This is a genomic window from Ralstonia pickettii (genome assembly GCF_030582395.1).
Classification (GTDB): Bacteria; Pseudomonadota; Gammaproteobacteria; order Burkholderiales; family Burkholderiaceae; genus Ralstonia; species Ralstonia pickettii_D.
On sequence record NZ_CP104381.1, the window covers coordinates 3,017,823 to 3,034,274 of the forward strand.

Below are 16,452 nucleotides of genomic sequence, written 5' to 3' on the forward strand. Positions count from 1 at the left end.
CGCCGCGTGCCTCGTGGGCAACGGCGTTTTTTGTCGAGACCGCTTCTGCGGTCCGCTTTCTAGTGTGGCGCCCACCCTCGTCGACGCCGGGCGATAGCCTGCCATCGACCTCCGGCTTCGACAAGTCCCGCCGGCGCATTTACACTGGCCCGACTGTTTCTGTCGCAAACCCGCCATGCCACAGCGCCTCCTGCCCACCGATATCGAAGGCCGCACGCCGCCCTCGGCGGCGCATCCAGTACGGCTCTACACGCGGCAGATGGAGGCCAACACGCGGTTTCCGCGCCACACGCATCCCTGGGCGCAAGTGGCGTACAGCCACAACAGCGTGCTACGCGTGCAGGCCGGCGACACCGCCTGGGTGGTCCCGCCCTCGCGGGCGATCTGGATTCCGCCCGGCATCGAACACGAAGTGTGGGTGGTCGAGGCGGCCTTCCTGCGGACGCTGTATGCCGACCCGTCCGTGGTGACGGGCACGCTCGCGCAGTGCCGCGTCATGGAGGTGTCGCCGCTGCTGCGCGAGCTGATTGCAGCGATGGACGTCCGCCAGCCGCTGCCGGCCGCGCGCGAGCAAGCGCTGGCCATGCTGATCCTCGATGAGCTGCGCCGCAGCGCCCCGCTGCCGCTGGATCTGCCCATGCCCGCCGACAAGCGCTTGCGGGCCCTGTGCGAACGCGTGATGGCCGACCCCGGCACCCCGCTCACGTTCGATGCGCTCGCCCGCGATGTGGGCGCCAGCGCACGCACGCTGGCGCGGCGCTTCCGGGACGAACTGGGTGTGAGCTTTTCGCAGTGGCGCCAGCAGGCGGTGCTCGCCAGTGCCATCCCGATGATGTCGCAGGGGATGCCGCTGTCGCGCGTGGCACAGGAGCTGGGTTACAACAGCCAAAGCGCGTTCTCGGCGATGTTCCGCCGGGCGTTCGGCAGGAGCCCGAGCGCGTTTCTGCATCGACCGGGCGGCGACGAGGCGTAGCGACCACGGCAGTGGTGACCCTCCTGCGGCACCTACCGCGGCGGCGGCGTCATCGCGGGCAGCAGCACCGCAAACCGCGCCCCTCCTGCCGCTGCCGCATCGAGCCGGATATCGCCGCCATGCACCAGCCCACTACGCTGCACGATCGCCAACCCCAGACCGAAGCCCCCGCTGTGGCGATCGCGGCTGGCATTCAGGCGCAGGCACGGCTCGAACACGCGTGCGATCCAACTGGGGGGATGTGCGGGCCGTCGTCTTTCATCGTCAGGCGCATCGAACCCGAGGGGCCGGCTCCAGCGCATTTGAGGATCGCGTTGCGGGCCGCAGGCGGCATGGCGGATCAGGGCGCTCACTCAAGCGAGGGCATCGAGCCACGCCACGGTTTCGCGCCACCACGGCGCGCTGGACGATGCGCGGAAGAAGCCCATGTGGCCGACGCCCTTGGCACCGAGCGCCGCGCCGCTCACCTGGCGGCGCGTGACGCGCGTGGCGGGCAACTGCGCGATGAGCGCGTCGATGGCGTTGGCCGGCGCCATCGGGTCATCGTCAAAACCCCAGGCGAGCAGCGGCACGGCAAGCCGCGGGTAACGCGACGTATCCAGCCCCGCGCCGGGCGCAAAGAGATAGCCGCGCCGACGGGCAAAGCGCGCCCAATCGCCGAGGATGACCGCCGGAATCGACATCGGCCCCATGCCGACAGCCGCCAGCGGCAGCATGCCGCCGCGCACCCGCGCCACCGCCAAGGGAATCCGCACACGCAGCAGCCATGCGAGTTGCGGACGGGTCAGCGGGCCGTGCCACGGCCACAGCCGCGCATTCGCCAGCGACACCGCCACGTGCACCAGCGCATCCGCATGCACGATGTGCGGCGCCAGCCCCGCCAGCTGCCCGCCCGCGCTGTGGCCGAGCACCACCAGCCTGCGTCCGCTGCAGCCCTCGGGGACGAGCGTGTCGTGCACCCATTTCAGCACCGCGTCGATGTCGCGCCGGCCCCAGTCGGCAAAGCGCGGCGTGCCTGGGCCGGTTGCTGCCGCCTCGCCAATGCCGCGGTAGTCGAACGTCACCACACGCCAGCCCCCCAGGCACAGCGCCCGCGCAAACGCCGCGTAGAACTGGCGCGGCACGCCCAGCGCCGAGCAGATCACCACGGTGCCGTGCGCGCCCAGCCCGGGGCTGGTAACCGTCACGGGCAGCGTCCAGCCGTCGGCCGTGCGGACGTGATCGTCGCGGGTGGGAAGAGCATCGGCGGGGTAGTCGATCGGTTCGCGCTGCATGGGCACTCCGCTCGGGCTATCAAGTTGGGATGGACCGAGTATTGGCGCCGCCGGATGCGGTCACAATTACGCGGCAGGTAATCGCGGCAGCTACCCGACTCTGCTTCAATAGGTGACATGACCCCCGCCAAGCCTGCCACCTCATCCCAGACTTCGTCCGCCACCGACGACACCCTCATGCTTGAAGACGCCGCCGATGCCGCCCCAGAGGCAAATGAGCCGCCCGAAGCTGCGCTCTTGCGCTTCCCGCAGTTGCTGCGTTTCTGGCGCACGCGGCGCGGTTATAGCCAGCTGGCGCTGGCCCTGGCGGCGGGTGTATCCCAGCGGCATGTGAGCTTTCTGGAATCGGCCCGCGCGGCACCGAGCCGCAACATGATCCTGCAACTGGCCGAGGAGCTGAACGTGCCGCTACGCCATCGCAACCAGATGCTGCTGGCGGCCGGTTTCGCGCCCGCCTATTCCGAACAGGGCCTCGCCACGCCGCCCGATGAAACCTCGCCGATGATGCAGGCGGTGCGGCATGCGGTGAAGCTGATTCTTGATAAGCAGGCGCCGTATCCTGCCATCGTGCTCGACCGCTTCTGGCATGTGCTCGATGCGAATGCCGCGCATCGCCGCCTGATGCGTTGGGCCATCGGCGACGACCGGTCCGAAGGCGCGCCGGGTGCCGTCAACATGATGAAGCTGGTGTTCGACCCGACCGCGCTGTGGCCGGCCATCGCCAACCGTGAAGCCGTCGGCCGCTACCTGGCCCGGCGCGTGCGGCAGGAACTGGCGCTGCAAGCTATTGACCCGGCCACGCAACGGCTGCTGCGCGACATCCGCGCAATGCAACCGGCGCTGTTCGATGCGGCGGATGCGCCGGCAGCCCACGCTACGCCCGCACAGGATGCCGGGGATCCGCCGCCGTTCCTTCCCATTTCGCTGCAGCGCGACGGCGTGACGATCTCGCTGTTCTCCACGCTCACCACGCTGGGCACACCGCGCGATGCGGGGCTGCAGGAGATGCGCATCGAGTGTTTCTATCCGGCGGACGAGGCGTCCCGGCGGGCCTTGGAGCGCATTACGCTGTAATTGCGCCCGATTGCAACGAGAATCATTCTCATCTATATTGGCCGGTCGATTTGCCTCCCTCCGGCGGCCCTTACGCCGCCTTGTGCTTCATGACCGACCTGTCCCATCCCCCGCTTTCGGCTGAGCCGGCCGCCACCGCTCGCCCGGCGAAGGCCAAATCCGAACACCCGGCCAACCGCCGCGCCACGATCGTCCGCTGGCTGCGCAAGACGCATGGCTGGTTCGGCCTGTGGGGCGCCGTGATGGGCCTGATCTTTGGCGTGTCGGGCATCTGGCTGAACCACCGCGCGGTGTTGAAGCTGCCCGTGACGCAGCAGCGCATCAATACGCAGATCGCCCTGCCCGACCCCGTACCGGCCACGCCCGAAGCGATGGCCGCGTGGCTGCAGCAGACGCTGAACACGCCGGAGCCGGCCAGCCGCACACGCGTGGAAAAGGCCAAGCCGGTGGCCTGGGCCGAGCGCCCGGCCAAGGGCGAAGGCGCCAAGGATGAGAAGAACGCCGACGCACCGCGCGAACCCGCCGCCAAGCCGCTGATGCAGCCCGAGCAATGGACCTTCAACTTTGGCAGCGCCACCTCGCAAATCCAGGCGGAATACTGGGCCGGCAACCGCTCGGTAGCGATCCGCCAGACCGACAACGGCTTCCTGGGCACGCTGATGAACCTGCACAAGGGCGTCGGCATGACGGTGCCGTGGATTCTGCTGGTGGATACGCTGGCCGGCTGCCTGATCTTCCTGTCGATCTCGGGCCTGTGGCTGTGGGTGATGACCACCAAGCGCCGCACGGTCGGCTGGACGATCTTCGGCTTGGGGAGTCTGCTGGCGGTCGGGCTGGCGATTTCGCGGCTCTGAGTGCCGCATGTTTGGAGGATGGCGCCCGCGTGGCGCCATTTTTTTCGCCTTCGACGCGCCGCCGCCGTCGATTACGGGCGATCGACGCTGCGCTCGGTGAGCAGCCTCTGGATGGCCCGCATGCGCGAGCGCACCATCTCGTCGCGGCGTTGCGCCACGCAGGTCATCAAGATTTCGATCACGGTCAGGTGCACGAGGTACGCCTCGGTGCCGACCCGCATCACGGCATCTTCCGGCACGTCCACCGTCAGCGCGATCTGCGCGCGCTCGGCCAGCGGCGTGCCCGCCTGGGTGATGGCGATCACGCACGCGCCCTGCTCGGCCGCATAGGCGATCGACTCGAGCAGATACGGCATGCGCCCCACATGCGAGAACGCCACCACAACGTCGGACGCGCCGAGCATGGCGGCCGACACGAGCTGCAAATGCGCATCGAAGTAGGCGTTGGACGCCAGCCCCAGCCGCATGAGCCGCGCCTGCATGTCGTTCGCCATGAACGATGAAGCCGCACCGGCTGCATAGCAATCGACGCGGCGCGCGCGGGCGATGCGCTCGGCGGCGGCGTCGACCTGCGTGGTGGACAGCGATTCACGCAGCTTGGCCAGCGCCCGCGTGGCGCCATCGATGACCTTGCTGGCCACCAGCGCCGGCGGGTCTGCCCGGCCGACATGACCCGGCAGCGTGGGCTGCGCGTGTGCCAGCTCGGCGGCCAGCGTCGCCTTGAACTCGCGCAAGCCTTCGAAACCGAGCGCCTGGCACATCCGCACGATGGTCGGCATCGACACGCCGGCGCGAACGGCCAGCGTCTCCACCGATTGTTCGAGCGACAGCTCCGGCGCTTCCAGAATCAACCGCGCCACGCCCTGCTGCGCCGGCGAGAGCGCGGGCAGCTGGTCGCGCAAGGCGTTGAGCAAGGGAACAGAGAACGAGGGCATGGCGGTACGGGGGGGGGGCAAACGGAAATCGGCGTTGCCAGTGTAGCGGGAGCCCCGCACCACGCCGCCCGTCCGAGGGAAAACCCCCAAGAATCTGTAAGCCCGCGGTTTACGCGCAATGCCCCTTCAGCGGGCAATGCTCCCACCGGCGCGACGTGTGCGGCGCTTTGCCGGTGCATGCGTAACTTCAACCCTTACAGCGCAGACTTGCCTGAGAGTCGGCCCCCGAGCCAGGCCGGAAAACCCGTTCCGGCCAACACAACAGTCGTTACGACAATAAGGGAGCCACATGACCATTTCGATCCGTTCCATTCCGCTGTCGGCCGTTGCACTGTCGGCGCTGCTGGCCTGCGGCCCCGCGCACGCGCAATCGAGCGTCACGCTGTACGGCGTGATGGAAACCGGCCTGCGCTACAGCACCAACAACGACGCCGACGGCCACGGCAAGGCCGAGATGGCGGGCGGCTACTACAGCGGCAGCCGCTTCGGCATTCGCGGGTCGGAAGACCTGGGCAACGGGCTGAAGGCCGTGTTCCACCTGGTCAGCGGTTTCGCGCCGGACACGGGCGTGGGGTCCACCAACGACATGGGCCTGGGTGGCTACAAGCCGACCACGCCTGCCACCTCGCGCCTGTTCGGGCGCCAGGCGTATGTCGGGCTGGAGGGCGGGTTCGGCTCGCTGACGTTCGGCCGGCAGGAGAACCTCGTCTTCAACACGGCCGGGCAGTACGACGCGCTTTCGATCGGCAACCTCGGCGCAACCGCCTGGCACGTGACGGCCACCGGCGTGCGCATCGACAACTCGGTCAAGTACGTGGGCGATTTCAACGGCTGGCGCCCGGGCGTGATGGTCGGCATGGGCGAGCAGGCAGGGGCGTTCTCGGCGGGCAACTACAGCGCGCTGTCGCTCAACTACGCCAGCGGCCCGTTCGCGTTCGGCGGCGCATGGGAGCAGCAGAAAGACCTGCAATCGGTCGGCACCCGCACGTGGACGACCGGCGGCAGCGTGCAGGTCGGCCCCGCAAAACTGATGCTCGGCTACATCAACTACCGCGACGGCACGCCTACCAAGAACGACCTCATCCTCGGCGGCGTGAAATACGACTTCAGCGGCCAGTACAACCTCGTGGTGGGCGGCATGGCCACGCGCCAGCGCGACCCCGACGGCCTGCGCTACACGGCCTACGCGATCATGAATTACGTGGTCAGCAAGCGCACGTGGCTGTACGTCGGCATGGACTACACCCATCAGAAAGACGCCGGCACCGTCCTTGCAGCCGCACTGCCGAAAGCCTCGCAGACCGGCGTCATGGTCGGCATGCGCCACGGCTTCTAAAACGAAAACACGGCCTGGGCGCCAACAAATGCGCCCAGCCGGTTTGGCTGTTGACTTTCCCTGCCCTAGATGGCGCCTTGAATTTCTGTTGCAGAGAGGAAAAAGGAAGGGAAACTGTCTGAGCGAAGCGAGTTTTTCCCTTCCCCTCTCTGCGACATAAATTCAAGGGATGGGTCGCCATCTCGGGCGCGCCTTTCTTTGCTTACTTTCTTTGGCAAGACAAAGAAAGTAAGTCGGCCCCGGCAGGGGACGAAACCCCAGCAAACCACCAACGCCCTTACGCCGGCGCAGCAGCAGGTGGCTCATTGGAAGAAGCCGATGCCTCTTTCTCCGGCGCCACCCGCGCCATCCACTCCTCCAACGCCGCCGAAGTCCGCAACACCGTCCCCGGCGCCGCCAGCGGCACGTGCGCCTCGTCGAACGCATCCTTGAGCACAACGTTGAACGCCCGCAGCACATCCGCCTGCTTCTGCGGGCGCGTCTTGAACCGCCCCTTGACGATCATCGCCCCACCTTCGAAACGGTCCAGCCCGAAGATTTCCGCACCGCCGAGCAGCGTGTAGGCAAAGCGCGGCTCACCCGCGATCTGGTCAGCCGCCGTGCGCACGAGGTCGATCGCCTGCTGCGGTTCGGCCTCCATCGCCACGCGCACTTCAAAGTCGGCAAAGGAGTAATCGCGCGAGAGATTGCGCACGGTCTTGATCTGGCTGAACGGAATCGACAGCACCGCACCCGTGCCATCGCGCAGCCGCACCGTGCGGATGGTCAGGTTGATGACGGAGCCCGTGGCCACCCCCACGTCCACCACATCGCCCACGCTGATCGTGTCTTCCATCAGGATGAAGATGCCCGTGATGAAGTCCTGCGCCAGCGACTGCGCCCCAAACCCCACCGCCAGGCCGATCACGCCAGCTCCGGCCACCAGCGGCGTCACGTTCACGCCCAGATTGGCCAGCACGCCGATGCTGGCCGTCACCACCAGCGTCACCTTCAAGCCATTGCGCAGCAGCGGGAGGATGGTCAGTGCACGCGTGCTGGGCTGCGCCCGTGCGGATGCCGGCGACAGTGCCCGCAGGATCGCCGTGTCGAGCAGGATCCAGACGAGCCAGGTGGCAAACACGGTGCCGATCAGGCCAACCAAGGCATCGGCGATGCGCTTGCCATTGACCGAACTGTGCGTGACCTCCACCAGCGTGTGGTCCCACACGCGCAACACCAGTTCAAGAAAGGCGATCCAGATGACGAGCTTGATCAGCGCGCCGACAAAATGCTTGAGCCGCTCGAGATAAGGCGAGCTGCGCGTCAGACGCAGGTGCGCGCGCCAATTCGCGCGCGGGCGGACCAGCGCCGACAGGAAAAAAGCGGCCACCAGCAGCAGCGACGTCATCACGGCGCGGCGCGCCACAACGTCAACGTTGTCGGGCGTCGTCAGCGTGGCGGTGACGGTGGTGCCGGCCAGCACCAGCACCGGCACCGGCCAGAACGCGGCCAGCAGGCGGCGAACCTGATTGCCCGTGTGCTCGCCGCTGCGCAGTTCCAGCGGGCGATTGGCGATCAACTGACCGATGGGCCGGCGCGCCCACAGCGCCCCTACCGCCAGCATCAATGACGCCACCACGTTGCACACCGTGGCCAGCAGCAGACAGAGCGAGCCGCCCAGCACCAACGCCACGCGCGGGTCGACCAGTGCATCGCCGCAGGCGCCCAGGCTGGCCGTCAGAAAGATCGGCCACATGCCGTGCTTGAACAGATATTCGACCGCCACGCGCCGGTGCGCGCTGCCGGAAAACAGCGAGAACAGCATCGCCACGCCCGCCGTGATGATCGCGCCCCATACGATGGCGTAGGCCAACACCAACGCCAGGACAAAGCCGGGGGAAGCATCGCGCCCCAGCCGCATGATGACGGCAAAGGAAATCGCCCATGGACCGATCTTGCGCGCCGCGTCGATCAACAACGCGCGCGTGGTCGGATGGGGCCCGAGGCCCGCTGTGAGGCCAAAGACGCGGCGGATCAGCCAACCAAGGCCGAGCAGGCCAGCGGCAATGGCCGCCCAGATGCCAACCGTGCTCGCAAAGTCGGCAACCAGCGGCATGCGCTTGTCTGGCGCGACCAGCAGGCTCGCGTTACCGCTCGCGGCCTCGATGCGGCGCAGCCAGTAGCGCGGCGCACCGGCTTCCACATCGGCCTGCAGCGAGCCGTTCTCGATGAGCGAGGCCACCGCGCCAAGCAAACCCGGCGCCTGTTCGGCCTGCACCTTCTGCTGCGCGCTCATGCCGTCGCGCAACTGCTTCAGTTCATTGACGAGGGCCGTGCGCTGCTGGTCGTTGTTGAGCAGCGTGATGACGGTGTCGAGCGATTGGCGCGTCTGCGCCGGGTCCGCCGCTGGCGCGGATGCGCTGGTGGTGGAAGTCGGCAGCCCGGCCAGCTTGGCAAACGACTCCGGCGCCGCATCGGCCACGTTGGCGACACCTGCCATCAGCAGGAGCAGGAACGATGCGAGCGGCCACAGCCGCCGCGTCCAGAAAAGAAAATGAGTGCGCATGACAGAAAAAGCGATCGTCCAGATGCAGACATCGATCACGGCACGATACGCGAATTCCCCGGGCGTACAACCTCAGCGCTTAGCGCCCGGTGGCAGCGGGGCGCGCCGCCAGAGCCAGGCGGCCGTGCCCAGCGCACATGCCATGCAGCCCATCACCAGCGTCACGACGCCCGGCCAGCCCCACGGCGCGTAGAGCTTGCCGCCTGTCGTGCCGATCAGGCTGGAGCCCAGGTAATACGCCAGCAAATACAGCGCCGCGGCCTGCCCCTTGGCACGCTGCGCGCGGCGTCCGACCCAGCCGCTGGCCACCGCGTGCGCGCCGAAAAAGCCGAGAGTCAGCAGTGCGATACCGCCAATCACCAACGCCAGCGGCCCAGCCAGGGTCAGCAGCACGCCCAGCGACATCAGCACCGTGCCCGCCAGCAGCATGTGGCCCCGGCCATGGCGATCCGCCAATCGGCCAAACCAGGCAGAAGCACCGATGCCCAGCAGGTACACCATGAAGATGCCGCCCACCGCCGTCTGGCTGAGGGCATACGGCGCATCGAGCAAATGGAAGCTCGCGTAGTTGTAGATCGTGACGAAGCCGCCCATCAGCAGAAAGCCCATGGCGAACAGCGCGCGCAGGCCCGGCTCGCGCAGATGCGCGCCCAGCGTGTCGAACAGGTCGACCAGCGCCACGCCCCTGCGCGGCACAAACCGGCGCGACGGCGGCAGCAGCCACAGGAACGCCAGCGCCGCGAGCAAGCCCAGCGCGCCGGTAAAGCCGATGGCGGCGCGCCAACCGAAATGGTCCGCCACGGCGCCGGTCATCACGCGCCCCGCCATGCCGCCGAATGCGGTGCCGCCGACGTACAGGCCCATCGCCATGCCCAGCCCTTGCGGATGCACCTCTTCGGCCAGATACGCCATCGCCACCGCCGGCACGCCGCCCAGCACCACGCCCAGCAATGCCCGCGTGGCCAGCAACCCGTGCCAGCCCGGCAGCATCGCCGCCGCCAACGTGAGCGCCGACGACAGCACCAGCGACACGCCCATCAGCGTCTTGCGATGAATCGACTCCGACAGCAGGCCCGCAAACAGGATCGCAAAGGCCAGCAGCAGCGTGGACACTGACAGCACGAGGCTGGTCTGCGCGGGCGTGAGGCCAAAGTCGTGCGCCAGCAACGGCATGAGCGGCTGCACGCAATACAGTAGGGAGAACGTGGAGAAGCCTGCGGCAAACAACGCCAGATTGGCGCGCAGATAACCAGGGTGGCCCCGCACCAGCCAGCGCGAAGGATCAGCGGGTTCGATGGCGGGCGGAGAAGAAAGCGGAGCGTTCACGGAGGGTGGTTGAAACAAGCGCAGAGGCGAGCGCCTATTATCGTTCGCAGGCGCCGTTCCTGCTGCGATGCGGCATCGATCTTGCTGCGCAACTCCCACCTCGCGCATCCCCCGACCATGGAAACCACGCTCTACTACTGGCCCGAAATCCAGGGCCGCGGCGAATTCGTCCGGCTGGCGCTGGAGCAGGCCGCCGTGCCCTATACCGACCTCGGCCGCGAAGATGAAGCCGCCATCGCGGCGTTTCTGGACGACGCCGGCATTCCCACACCGCCGTTCGCGCCGCCATTCCTGGTGGCTGGCCAGTTGGTGATCGCGCAGACGGCCAACATCCTGCTTTATCTCGGCCAGCACTATGGCCTGGCCCCGCATGACGAAGCCGGCGGCCTGTGGACGCACGGCCTGCAACTGACGATTGCCGATTTCGTGGTCGAGATCCATGACACGCACCACCCCATTGCGTCGTGCGAGTACTACGAAGACCAGCGTACCGAAGCCAAACGCCGCACACAGGATTTTCTCGACAATCGCGCGCCGAAGTTCCTGCACTACTTCGAGCGCGTGCTCGACCGCAACCCCGCCGGCCCAACCTGGGCCGTGCGCGATGCGCTGACCTATGTGGATTTGTCGCTATTCCAGATCGTGGCCGGGCTGCGCTACGCGTTTCCTCGCCACATGCAGCGCTACGAGCGAGAGCTGCCGCATCTGGTTGCGCTGCATGATCGCGTGGCGGCGCTGCCGAACATCGCGGCGTATCTGGAATCGCCGCGTCGCATTCCGTTCAACACGATGGGCATCTTTCGCCACTACCCCGAGCTTGATGCGCTGAAATGACGAAACCCGGCGCGAGGCCGGGTTCGCGGTGAATGCACCGTTCAGGCTGCCAGCGGCGTAGCGGACAACTGGCAGGACAACTGGCGGGGCAGCCGTCGGCCAATATCTTCCAGCGCGGCAGGCCAGCTTTCAATGGCCGCCAGATCGTGGATGTCCTGCAGATCGATCAGCAAATCCACCACCTGATCGTCGTCGACATTCACGCCCGAACGGCGCAGCGCACAGGCTAGCGGATCCTCGCCCGGCACACGCAGCAGGCTCACGCCGAGGCGCTCGATGGCGCTGCAGTAGAACGCATCGTCGATGAGGATGCCGACGCCGCATCGACGGTTGTCGAGGCCGCGGTAGCGCGGCTCGCCGTCAGCGTCTTCGGAGCGGCATTGCTGTGCGAGCAGGTGCGCGCGCACGCGTTCAAAAATGTCCTCGATGGCGAGGAACGTCCCCTTCCCTTTCATGGCGTCACCTTCTATAGGGTGATCTGTGACCGGCCGGTCGGTCAGAATGTATCGACGAGTGCGCCGTTCAGGCCGAATTGGCGCGCAATCGACTGCAGGCGTTCCTTCCACTCCCATGTGCCGAACACGTCGTGAGCGTTCTGCAGCTTGGAGAGCAGCTCTACGGTGTCGCGGTCATCCACGTCAATGCGCGCACGCTTGAGCGCGCGGCGCAATGCGATGACGCCTGCGTCCATGTAACGCGGAATCTCGTTGGTCGGCTTGAGGATGTAGCGCACCGGCACGCTTTCCATCGATGTGGTGTAGTCGCGCACGCCGATCAGGTTGCCGATCGGGCAGCAGCGGCCGCCCTGGCCGTGGTACGCCGCACCGCCACGCGGCAGGATGGCAGCGCCGCCCTGGCCGAACAGATGGCGGACTGCGCCGTCGTAGATTTCTTGTTTGCTGAGATATTGCGTTTTCATGTTGTTTCCCCTGACCCCAGATTGCAGGCGTCGCCGATTCGATTAACTTCCGACTTCCGGCCTGACGTTGCGTCCGACGTCGCACAATCTGCCATCCGTGCGATCTATCTTGATTCAGGATGCACCAGAACCATGGGCCGAAAAAGGACCGGAATGTAAGTCATTTTTACCGTTTGCTTTTTGGCAACGGATTGCCCGCAAAGGTGCGCCAGTCAACGCTTTCCGGGTGCTTCAGACGACACGCGATCGGGCCGTTTCGGCACGCTGCGATGCGCTTTCGCAACAGCATGTGCGCATGACTGCGCGCATGTGGCGCATGCGTCGTAGGTGGGGCGCTTACATCCCGATGATCCGGTCCGGGTGGCCGAGACAGAAGCCACGTCGGTCATGGTGCCCACAGGTAGGCATGACTTCGTAGCCGGCAGCGCGCAGCAACACCGCCCGCGCGGCCACTTCCACCGGAGGCAGGGGCCGCCCCGAGTCTTCATCGGGCACCAGGCGGCCCAGGAGGCCAAACGGCTGGCGCAGCAGATGGTCCAGATCCAGCGAACCGCAGTACCGCATCACATCACCTTCTTGAAAAACAGCAGCGGCACCGAGGCACGCCGCTACATCGATTCGTCGACCAGCTCCGGACACGCAACCAGCGTCTCGCGCACACGCGCATAGGCGCCGCGCTGGGCCCAGATGGCGTCCGTCAGGGCCGCGATCAGCGCGTCGCGCGGCAGGCTTTGCGGTGCCACGCCGAACTGCGCTTCCACGGTACGTAGAGCCTCCGTCACTTCGCTTCGCCATCGGGCGTCGAGTCGCTGGGTCATGTTGTTCTCGCTGGGTCGGTTCTGGCACGGTGGGCGGCGGGCTTGTGCCCACTCTGTCCGCGCTGGGAAGGGATTGGCGGAATGGGTTCCGCTCTTGCTTGTGAACAACGGCACACGGAACTGAAACTTGATTGCCGCGGCGGGGGGTAAACGGGCCGTCCTCACGTCCGGGACCACCAGGTGCCACTCCGCCAAACGGGCTCCCCCATTCGCGCAGCAACTTCGGCGGGTGCCCGTGGCCCAATCGGTTCTGCAACCGCCTCCCAGCCACCGATGAAGATGGAGCGTTACGTGTCCCGACTGTCTTTCCTGCGCCGTACCGTACTGGCGCTCGCCTGCGTGCTGGCCCTGCCGGCCGTCGCAACGGCCGGCGCGCCCGACCCGCGTCAATACATGCATGGCATTGGCGCGGTGCCTGGCGCAACGGCCAACACCTTCAACGTGTTCTTCAGTAGCTCGGGTCTGCCCCCGCGCGGCGCGGATCGCACCGGAAGCTGGCCGCATGATGTCTATGTCGCGCAGTGGCATGCCGACACGGGCGTGCTCGATGCCCCGCGCATCTTCATCCAGAAGCCCGAAGCGCAAGAGCCCGTGACGGTGGCCCGCAACCGCGCGGGCCAGGTGATGGTGTCGTTTGAAGACGGCTGGAACGCGCCGGAAAACGTGAACCAGCGCTTCGGCATCTATGACACGGCGCTGCGGCCCATCAAGCCGTATCCGCAACAGGTGGAATCCGGTGGGCACTCCGGCCATATCACGGCCGTGGGCGACCGCTTCGTGGTGTTCTATTCCGACGGCTGGGTCACCGGCGGCGGTGTCGACAACCTCGGTAGCGGCAACGGCGTCTACCTGAAGGTCTACGACGGGCGCGGACGCCGCCTGCACAACGTCGATGTTGCCGATGGCCGGCGCGAATGGTGGCCCATGGTGGCGGGCGGCAGCACCAATGCGCTGCTCGCGTGGCAGCAGTTCGTGCCGGGCGAGACCGAAGCCAATCTGAAAATCGCGGTCTTTGACCCGGTCAGCGGGCGCGTGACGGGCGAGCAGCTCCTGCACAAGCATCTGCAGTACTACACCTACAGCGTCGCGTGGATGCCCTCCATCGAGCGGTATCTGCTGGTCGGCGTGGCCAAAGGCAACGGCTTTGCCGATTTGATCGACACCACGGGCAAGGTGCGCGCGTCCATTACGTGCATGCCGGCAACCGTGCGCGAAGCGGGCATCACCGTGAACCAGAACGTCGCCTATACGCCCGCCGCCGATGGCCGCCTGCTGCAACTGCAGGCGGGGCCGGATTCCCTCACGCTATCGGCCACGCTGCTGAACACCGACGGCAAGCGCGTGCAATGGCGCCCGGTGGGCAGCACCGGTTTGCTGCGCACGTCGGGCGCAATCGACTGGATGTCGCTGACGGAAAAAGGATTGGAGCAGCTGCATTTCGACCCCGCCAAGACGCAGCCTGCCAACGCGGTCGATCAATGCCGCTAGCGCGGCAGGCCCCGGGTCAAGCGTCGGTGACCAGCACGCGCAGGCGCACGAGACCATCCCACCGCGCGTGGACGGCGTCGGCAATGCGGCCGAGTTCACCGGCCAGCGCCGGTGGCAAGACCAGGTCGACCTCCACCGCCCCATCGACGTAATGCAGCACGCAGTGGCGCGCGTCGAGCGGGGTGCCGGGCGGCAGCAGTTGTGCCAGCAGGGCGTGCAGCGCGTCGCGGTCTGGCAGCGGCACGGGGTCGGTCGCGATGCGCTCGCGCGGGTCGACGTGAATCTGCACGTCGAGCACGGCCATGGCCGTATGCGCCGTCAGCACGTTGGTGCGGGCCCGCACGGCAATCGCGTGGCCCTCGCTCACGGAGACGCGCGGATCCACCTCGATATGCGCGTCCACCAATGCCTGGTCGCCCGTCACACGCGTGCGCAAATCGTGCACGTTCATCACGCCCGGCGTGGCTTCGAGGCTGGCGCGAATGGCCTCCACCTGCGCGGGCGGCAACGCGCGGTCCATCAGGTCATTGAGCGCTTCCCAGCCGAAACGCACGCCCACACGGCCAATCATCAGACCGACAACGCACGCGGCCAGCGGGTCGAGCCAGTGATAGCCCATCAGGTTGCCCGCCACGCCAATCGCCGCCACCAACGACGACACCGCATCGGAACGCGCATGCCACGCATTCGCAATCAGCATGCGTGAGTTGATCCGCTTGGCCACGGCCAGCATGTAGCGGAACAGCCCCTCCTTGGCTGCAAGGGCGATCATCGCCACCACCAGCGCCAGCCCATGCACGGGCGCGGGCCCCTGCGGTGAGCGCAGGCTTTCCACCGCAGCCCAGATCATGCCGGCGCCCGCTCCGACCAGCAGCAGGCCCAGCCCCAGCGACGCTGCGTTCTCGTAGCGCGCGTGGCCGTACTGGTGATCTTCATCCGGCCCCTTGTGGCTGTTGCGGTTGGCAATAAAGACGATGCCGTCGGCGATCAGGTCCGACAGCGTATGCAGCCCATCGGCCACAAGGCCCTGGGAGTGCGACCACAGCCCGGCCGCAATCTGCCCTGCCGAGAGCAGGCAATTGACGCCCGCACTGACCAGCGTGGAGCGTTCGGCGCTCTGCTGGCGCGCGGCCGCGGAAAGGGCTGTCTGGGAGGTGGGCGTCATGGGAATCGGTGCAGTGGAGCGCGGGAAGAATTCGCGAGCATTGTGCCACGCAAAAAGCGCTGCTTCGGACCAAGCCGGTCGACACAATCGCAACGCACCGCGACAAATTTGCACCAGAAGAGCGCAGATCGGGGCGCACTAATAAGACTTTTCCGATGTTCCACGGTGGCGGCTTCGGCGATTCTCAGCAATGCGGCAAACACGTTGCCGCACGTTACACGCTCGGAGACACGTCGACATGCAGCCCCCCGTCCAACTCGTCATTGCAGATGACCACCCCGGCGTCGTGGCCGCCGTGCGACGCCTCGTATCGGCGGTCAACGGCTACGAGGTGGTGGGCGAAGCCAGCAACGCCGATGAGCTGCTCGCCGTGCTGAGCCGCGTGCGCTGCGATCTCGCCATCACCGACTACGCCATGCCGGGCAGCCGCTACGGCGACGGCATCATCCTGCTCGAATTCCTCGTGCGCCGTCACCCGAACCTGCGGCTGATGGTGCTCACCATGCTTGAGACCCGCGCGCTGATGAGCAACATTCTGCGCGCCGGCATCAAGGTCATCGTCAGCAAATCGGACGAGCCGCAGCACATCCTCGAAGGCATGCACGCGGCGGTCGCCGATCGTATCTATCTCTCGCCGCTGCTCAACGCCAAGCTGCTCTGCCGCAACGGCGAGCCGCGGCCCACCGAGGGCGACCCCGTCTCCAGGCTCGGCAAGCGCGAGCTGGAAGTGCTGCGCATGTATGTGACCGGCAAGACGGTCAGCGAGATTGCCTTGCAACTCAACCGCAGCGTCAAGACCATCAGCGCGCAGAAGCAGGCGGCCATGCGCAAGCTCGATCTGGGCACCGAGGCGGCGTTGTTCGACTTTGCCGCGCGCAACGGGCTGCTTGGCAGCGGTGAGGCCTGATCGG

General features: G+C 66.8%; 17 protein-coding genes. 7 read left to right on the plus strand and 10 right to left on the minus strand.

Annotated features, from left to right (window positions below; all coding sequences use genetic code 11):
- The first annotated feature begins 175 nt into the window (after positions 1-175).
- Entirely contained in the window at positions 176-973 is a 798-nt protein-coding gene (locus tag N5B55_RS14585; RefSeq protein ID WP_304538507.1) for an AraC family transcriptional regulator, read from the plus strand.
- A gap of 32 nt (positions 974-1,005) precedes the next feature.
- On the opposite strand, the gene N5B55_RS14590 is transcribed toward N5B55_RS14585, so the two are convergent.
- The gene (locus tag N5B55_RS14590) at positions 1,006-1,191 is read right to left on the minus strand and encodes an ATP-binding protein (protein ID WP_065858020.1); all 186 of its coding nucleotides are present in this window, start codon (positions 1,189-1,191) and stop codon (positions 1,006-1,008) included.
- A 135-nt stretch (positions 1,192-1,326) separates the two neighbouring features.
- Positions 1,327-2,247, minus strand: coding sequence for an alpha/beta hydrolase family protein (locus N5B55_RS14595; protein ID WP_304538508.1), 921 nt, complete (start codon positions 2,245-2,247; stop codon positions 1,327-1,329).
- A 117-nt stretch (positions 2,248-2,364) separates the two neighbouring features.
- Between N5B55_RS14595 and N5B55_RS14600 the strand changes: the two genes are divergently transcribed.
- Together N5B55_RS14600 and N5B55_RS14605 are read left to right on the plus strand one after the other, a co-directional pair.
- Entirely contained in the window at positions 2,365-3,321 is a 957-nt protein-coding gene (locus tag N5B55_RS14600; RefSeq protein ID WP_304538509.1) for a helix-turn-helix domain-containing protein, read from the plus strand.
- Positions 3,322-3,410: 89 nt separating this feature from the next.
- A complete protein-coding gene (locus tag N5B55_RS14605; protein WP_304538510.1) occupies positions 3,411-4,175 on the plus strand; it encodes a PepSY-associated TM helix domain-containing protein in 765 nt (254 codons plus the stop codon).
- 71 nt (positions 4,176-4,246) lie between these two features.
- Here the strand turns inward: N5B55_RS14605 and N5B55_RS14610 are convergent, their stop codons facing one another.
- Positions 4,247-5,110 carry a MurR/RpiR family transcriptional regulator gene (locus N5B55_RS14610; RefSeq protein ID WP_015855786.1) on the minus strand — a complete coding sequence of 288 codons (864 nt, stop codon included), beginning with the start codon at positions 5,108-5,110 and terminating at the stop codon, positions 4,247-4,249.
- Positions 5,111-5,399: 289 nt separating this feature from the next.
- On the opposite strand from N5B55_RS14610, the gene N5B55_RS14615 reads away from it, so the two are divergent.
- Positions 5,400-6,446: a porin gene (locus tag N5B55_RS14615; protein WP_304538511.1), complete on the plus strand. Its 1,047-nt coding sequence runs from the start codon at positions 5,400-5,402 to the stop codon at positions 6,444-6,446.
- A gap of 277 nt (positions 6,447-6,723) precedes the next feature.
- Here the strand turns inward: N5B55_RS14615 and N5B55_RS14620 are convergent, their stop codons facing one another.
- On the minus strand, positions 6,724-8,991 hold the full coding sequence (locus tag N5B55_RS14620; protein WP_304538512.1) for a mechanosensitive ion channel family protein: 2,268 nt from the start codon (positions 8,989-8,991) through the stop codon (positions 6,724-6,726).
- Between the two features lie 72 nt (positions 8,992-9,063).
- Positions 9,064-10,317 carry an MFS transporter gene (locus tag N5B55_RS14625; RefSeq protein WP_304538513.1) on the minus strand — a complete coding sequence of 418 codons (1,254 nt, stop codon included), beginning with the start codon at positions 10,315-10,317 and terminating at the stop codon, positions 9,064-9,066.
- Positions 10,318-10,434: 117 nt separating this feature from the next.
- On the opposite strand from N5B55_RS14625, the gene N5B55_RS14630 reads away from it, so the two are divergent.
- On the plus strand, positions 10,435-11,151 hold the full coding sequence (locus N5B55_RS14630; RefSeq protein WP_304539803.1) for a glutathione S-transferase: 717 nt from the start codon (positions 10,435-10,437) through the stop codon (positions 11,149-11,151).
- Between the two features lie 41 nt (positions 11,152-11,192).
- Here the strand turns inward: N5B55_RS14630 and N5B55_RS14635 are convergent, their stop codons facing one another.
- The 4 genes from N5B55_RS14635 to N5B55_RS14650 form a co-directional block, all read right to left on the minus strand.
- On the minus strand, positions 11,193-11,606 hold the full coding sequence (locus tag N5B55_RS14635) for a hypothetical protein (RefSeq protein WP_065858034.1): 414 nt from the start codon (positions 11,604-11,606) through the stop codon (positions 11,193-11,195).
- Positions 11,607-11,647: 41 nt separating this feature from the next.
- Positions 11,648-12,070: a hypothetical protein gene (locus N5B55_RS14640; RefSeq protein ID WP_015855792.1), complete on the minus strand. Its 423-nt coding sequence runs from the start codon at positions 12,068-12,070 to the stop codon at positions 11,648-11,650.
- A gap of 336 nt (positions 12,071-12,406) precedes the next feature.
- Positions 12,407-12,634, minus strand: a complete 228-nt coding sequence (locus N5B55_RS14645) for a hypothetical protein (protein ID WP_009239712.1) — start codon at positions 12,632-12,634, stop codon at positions 12,407-12,409.
- 44 nt (positions 12,635-12,678) lie between these two features.
- Positions 12,679-12,888 (minus strand): hypothetical protein, encoded by a 210-nt coding sequence (locus N5B55_RS14650; protein ID WP_015855794.1) that lies wholly within the window; start codon positions 12,886-12,888, stop codon positions 12,679-12,681.
- Between the two features lie 273 nt (positions 12,889-13,161).
- On the opposite strand from N5B55_RS14650, the gene N5B55_RS14655 reads away from it, so the two are divergent.
- Positions 13,162-14,376, plus strand: a complete 1,215-nt coding sequence (locus N5B55_RS14655) for a hypothetical protein (protein ID WP_304538514.1) — start codon at positions 13,162-13,164, stop codon at positions 14,374-14,376.
- A gap of 16 nt (positions 14,377-14,392) precedes the next feature.
- Here N5B55_RS14655 and N5B55_RS14660 read toward each other — a convergent pair whose 3' ends face one another.
- Positions 14,393-15,541, minus strand: coding sequence for a cation diffusion facilitator family transporter (locus tag N5B55_RS14660; RefSeq protein ID WP_304538515.1), 1,149 nt, complete (start codon positions 15,539-15,541; stop codon positions 14,393-14,395).
- A gap of 238 nt (positions 15,542-15,779) precedes the next feature.
- Here N5B55_RS14660 and N5B55_RS14665 point away from each other — a divergent pair, with 238 nt between their 5' ends.
- On the plus strand, positions 15,780-16,448 hold the full coding sequence (locus N5B55_RS14665) for a response regulator transcription factor (protein ID WP_178959503.1): 669 nt from the start codon (positions 15,780-15,782) through the stop codon (positions 16,446-16,448).
- The last annotated feature ends 4 nt before the right edge of the window (positions 16,449-16,452 follow it).

Bases quoted from the DNA above. Each gene is read 5' to 3' on its own strand.
- N5B55_RS14585 (WP_304538507.1), top strand. From the start codon at position 176: ATGCCACAGCGCCTCCTGCCCACCGATATCGAAGGCCGCACGCCGCCC.
- N5B55_RS14595 (WP_304538508.1), bottom strand. From the start codon at position 2,247: ATGCAGCGCGAACCGATCGACTACCCCGCCGATGCTCTTCCCACCCGC.
- N5B55_RS14600 (WP_304538509.1), top strand. From the start codon at position 2,365: ATGACCCCCGCCAAGCCTGCCACCTCATCCCAGACTTCGTCCGCCACC.
- N5B55_RS14605 (WP_304538510.1), top strand. From the start codon at position 3,411: ATGACCGACCTGTCCCATCCCCCGCTTTCGGCTGAGCCGGCCGCCACC.
- N5B55_RS14610 (WP_015855786.1), bottom strand. From the start codon at position 5,110: ATGCCCTCGTTCTCTGTTCCCTTGCTCAACGCCTTGCGCGACCAGCTG.
- N5B55_RS14615 (WP_304538511.1), top strand. From the start codon at position 5,400: ATGACCATTTCGATCCGTTCCATTCCGCTGTCGGCCGTTGCACTGTCG.
- N5B55_RS14620 (WP_304538512.1), bottom strand. From the start codon at position 8,991: ATGCGCACTCATTTTCTTTTCTGGACGCGGCGGCTGTGGCCGCTCGCA.
- N5B55_RS14630 (WP_304539803.1), top strand. From the start codon at position 10,435: ATGGAAACCACGCTCTACTACTGGCCCGAAATCCAGGGCCGCGGCGAA.
- N5B55_RS14635 (WP_065858034.1), bottom strand. From the start codon at position 11,606: ATGAAAGGGAAGGGGACGTTCCTCGCCATCGAGGACATTTTTGAACGC.
- N5B55_RS14640 (WP_015855792.1), bottom strand. From the start codon at position 12,070: ATGAAAACGCAATATCTCAGCAAACAAGAAATCTACGACGGCGCAGTC.
- N5B55_RS14645 (WP_009239712.1), bottom strand. From the start codon at position 12,634: ATGCGGTACTGCGGTTCGCTGGATCTGGACCATCTGCTGCGCCAGCCG.
- N5B55_RS14650 (WP_015855794.1), bottom strand. From the start codon at position 12,888: ATGACCCAGCGACTCGACGCCCGATGGCGAAGCGAAGTGACGGAGGCT.
- N5B55_RS14655 (WP_304538514.1), top strand. From the start codon at position 13,162: ATGAAGATGGAGCGTTACGTGTCCCGACTGTCTTTCCTGCGCCGTACC.
- N5B55_RS14660 (WP_304538515.1), bottom strand. From the start codon at position 15,541: ATGACGCCCACCTCCCAGACAGCCCTTTCCGCGGCCGCGCGCCAGCAG.
- N5B55_RS14665 (WP_178959503.1), top strand. From the start codon at position 15,780: ATGCAGCCCCCCGTCCAACTCGTCATTGCAGATGACCACCCCGGCGTC.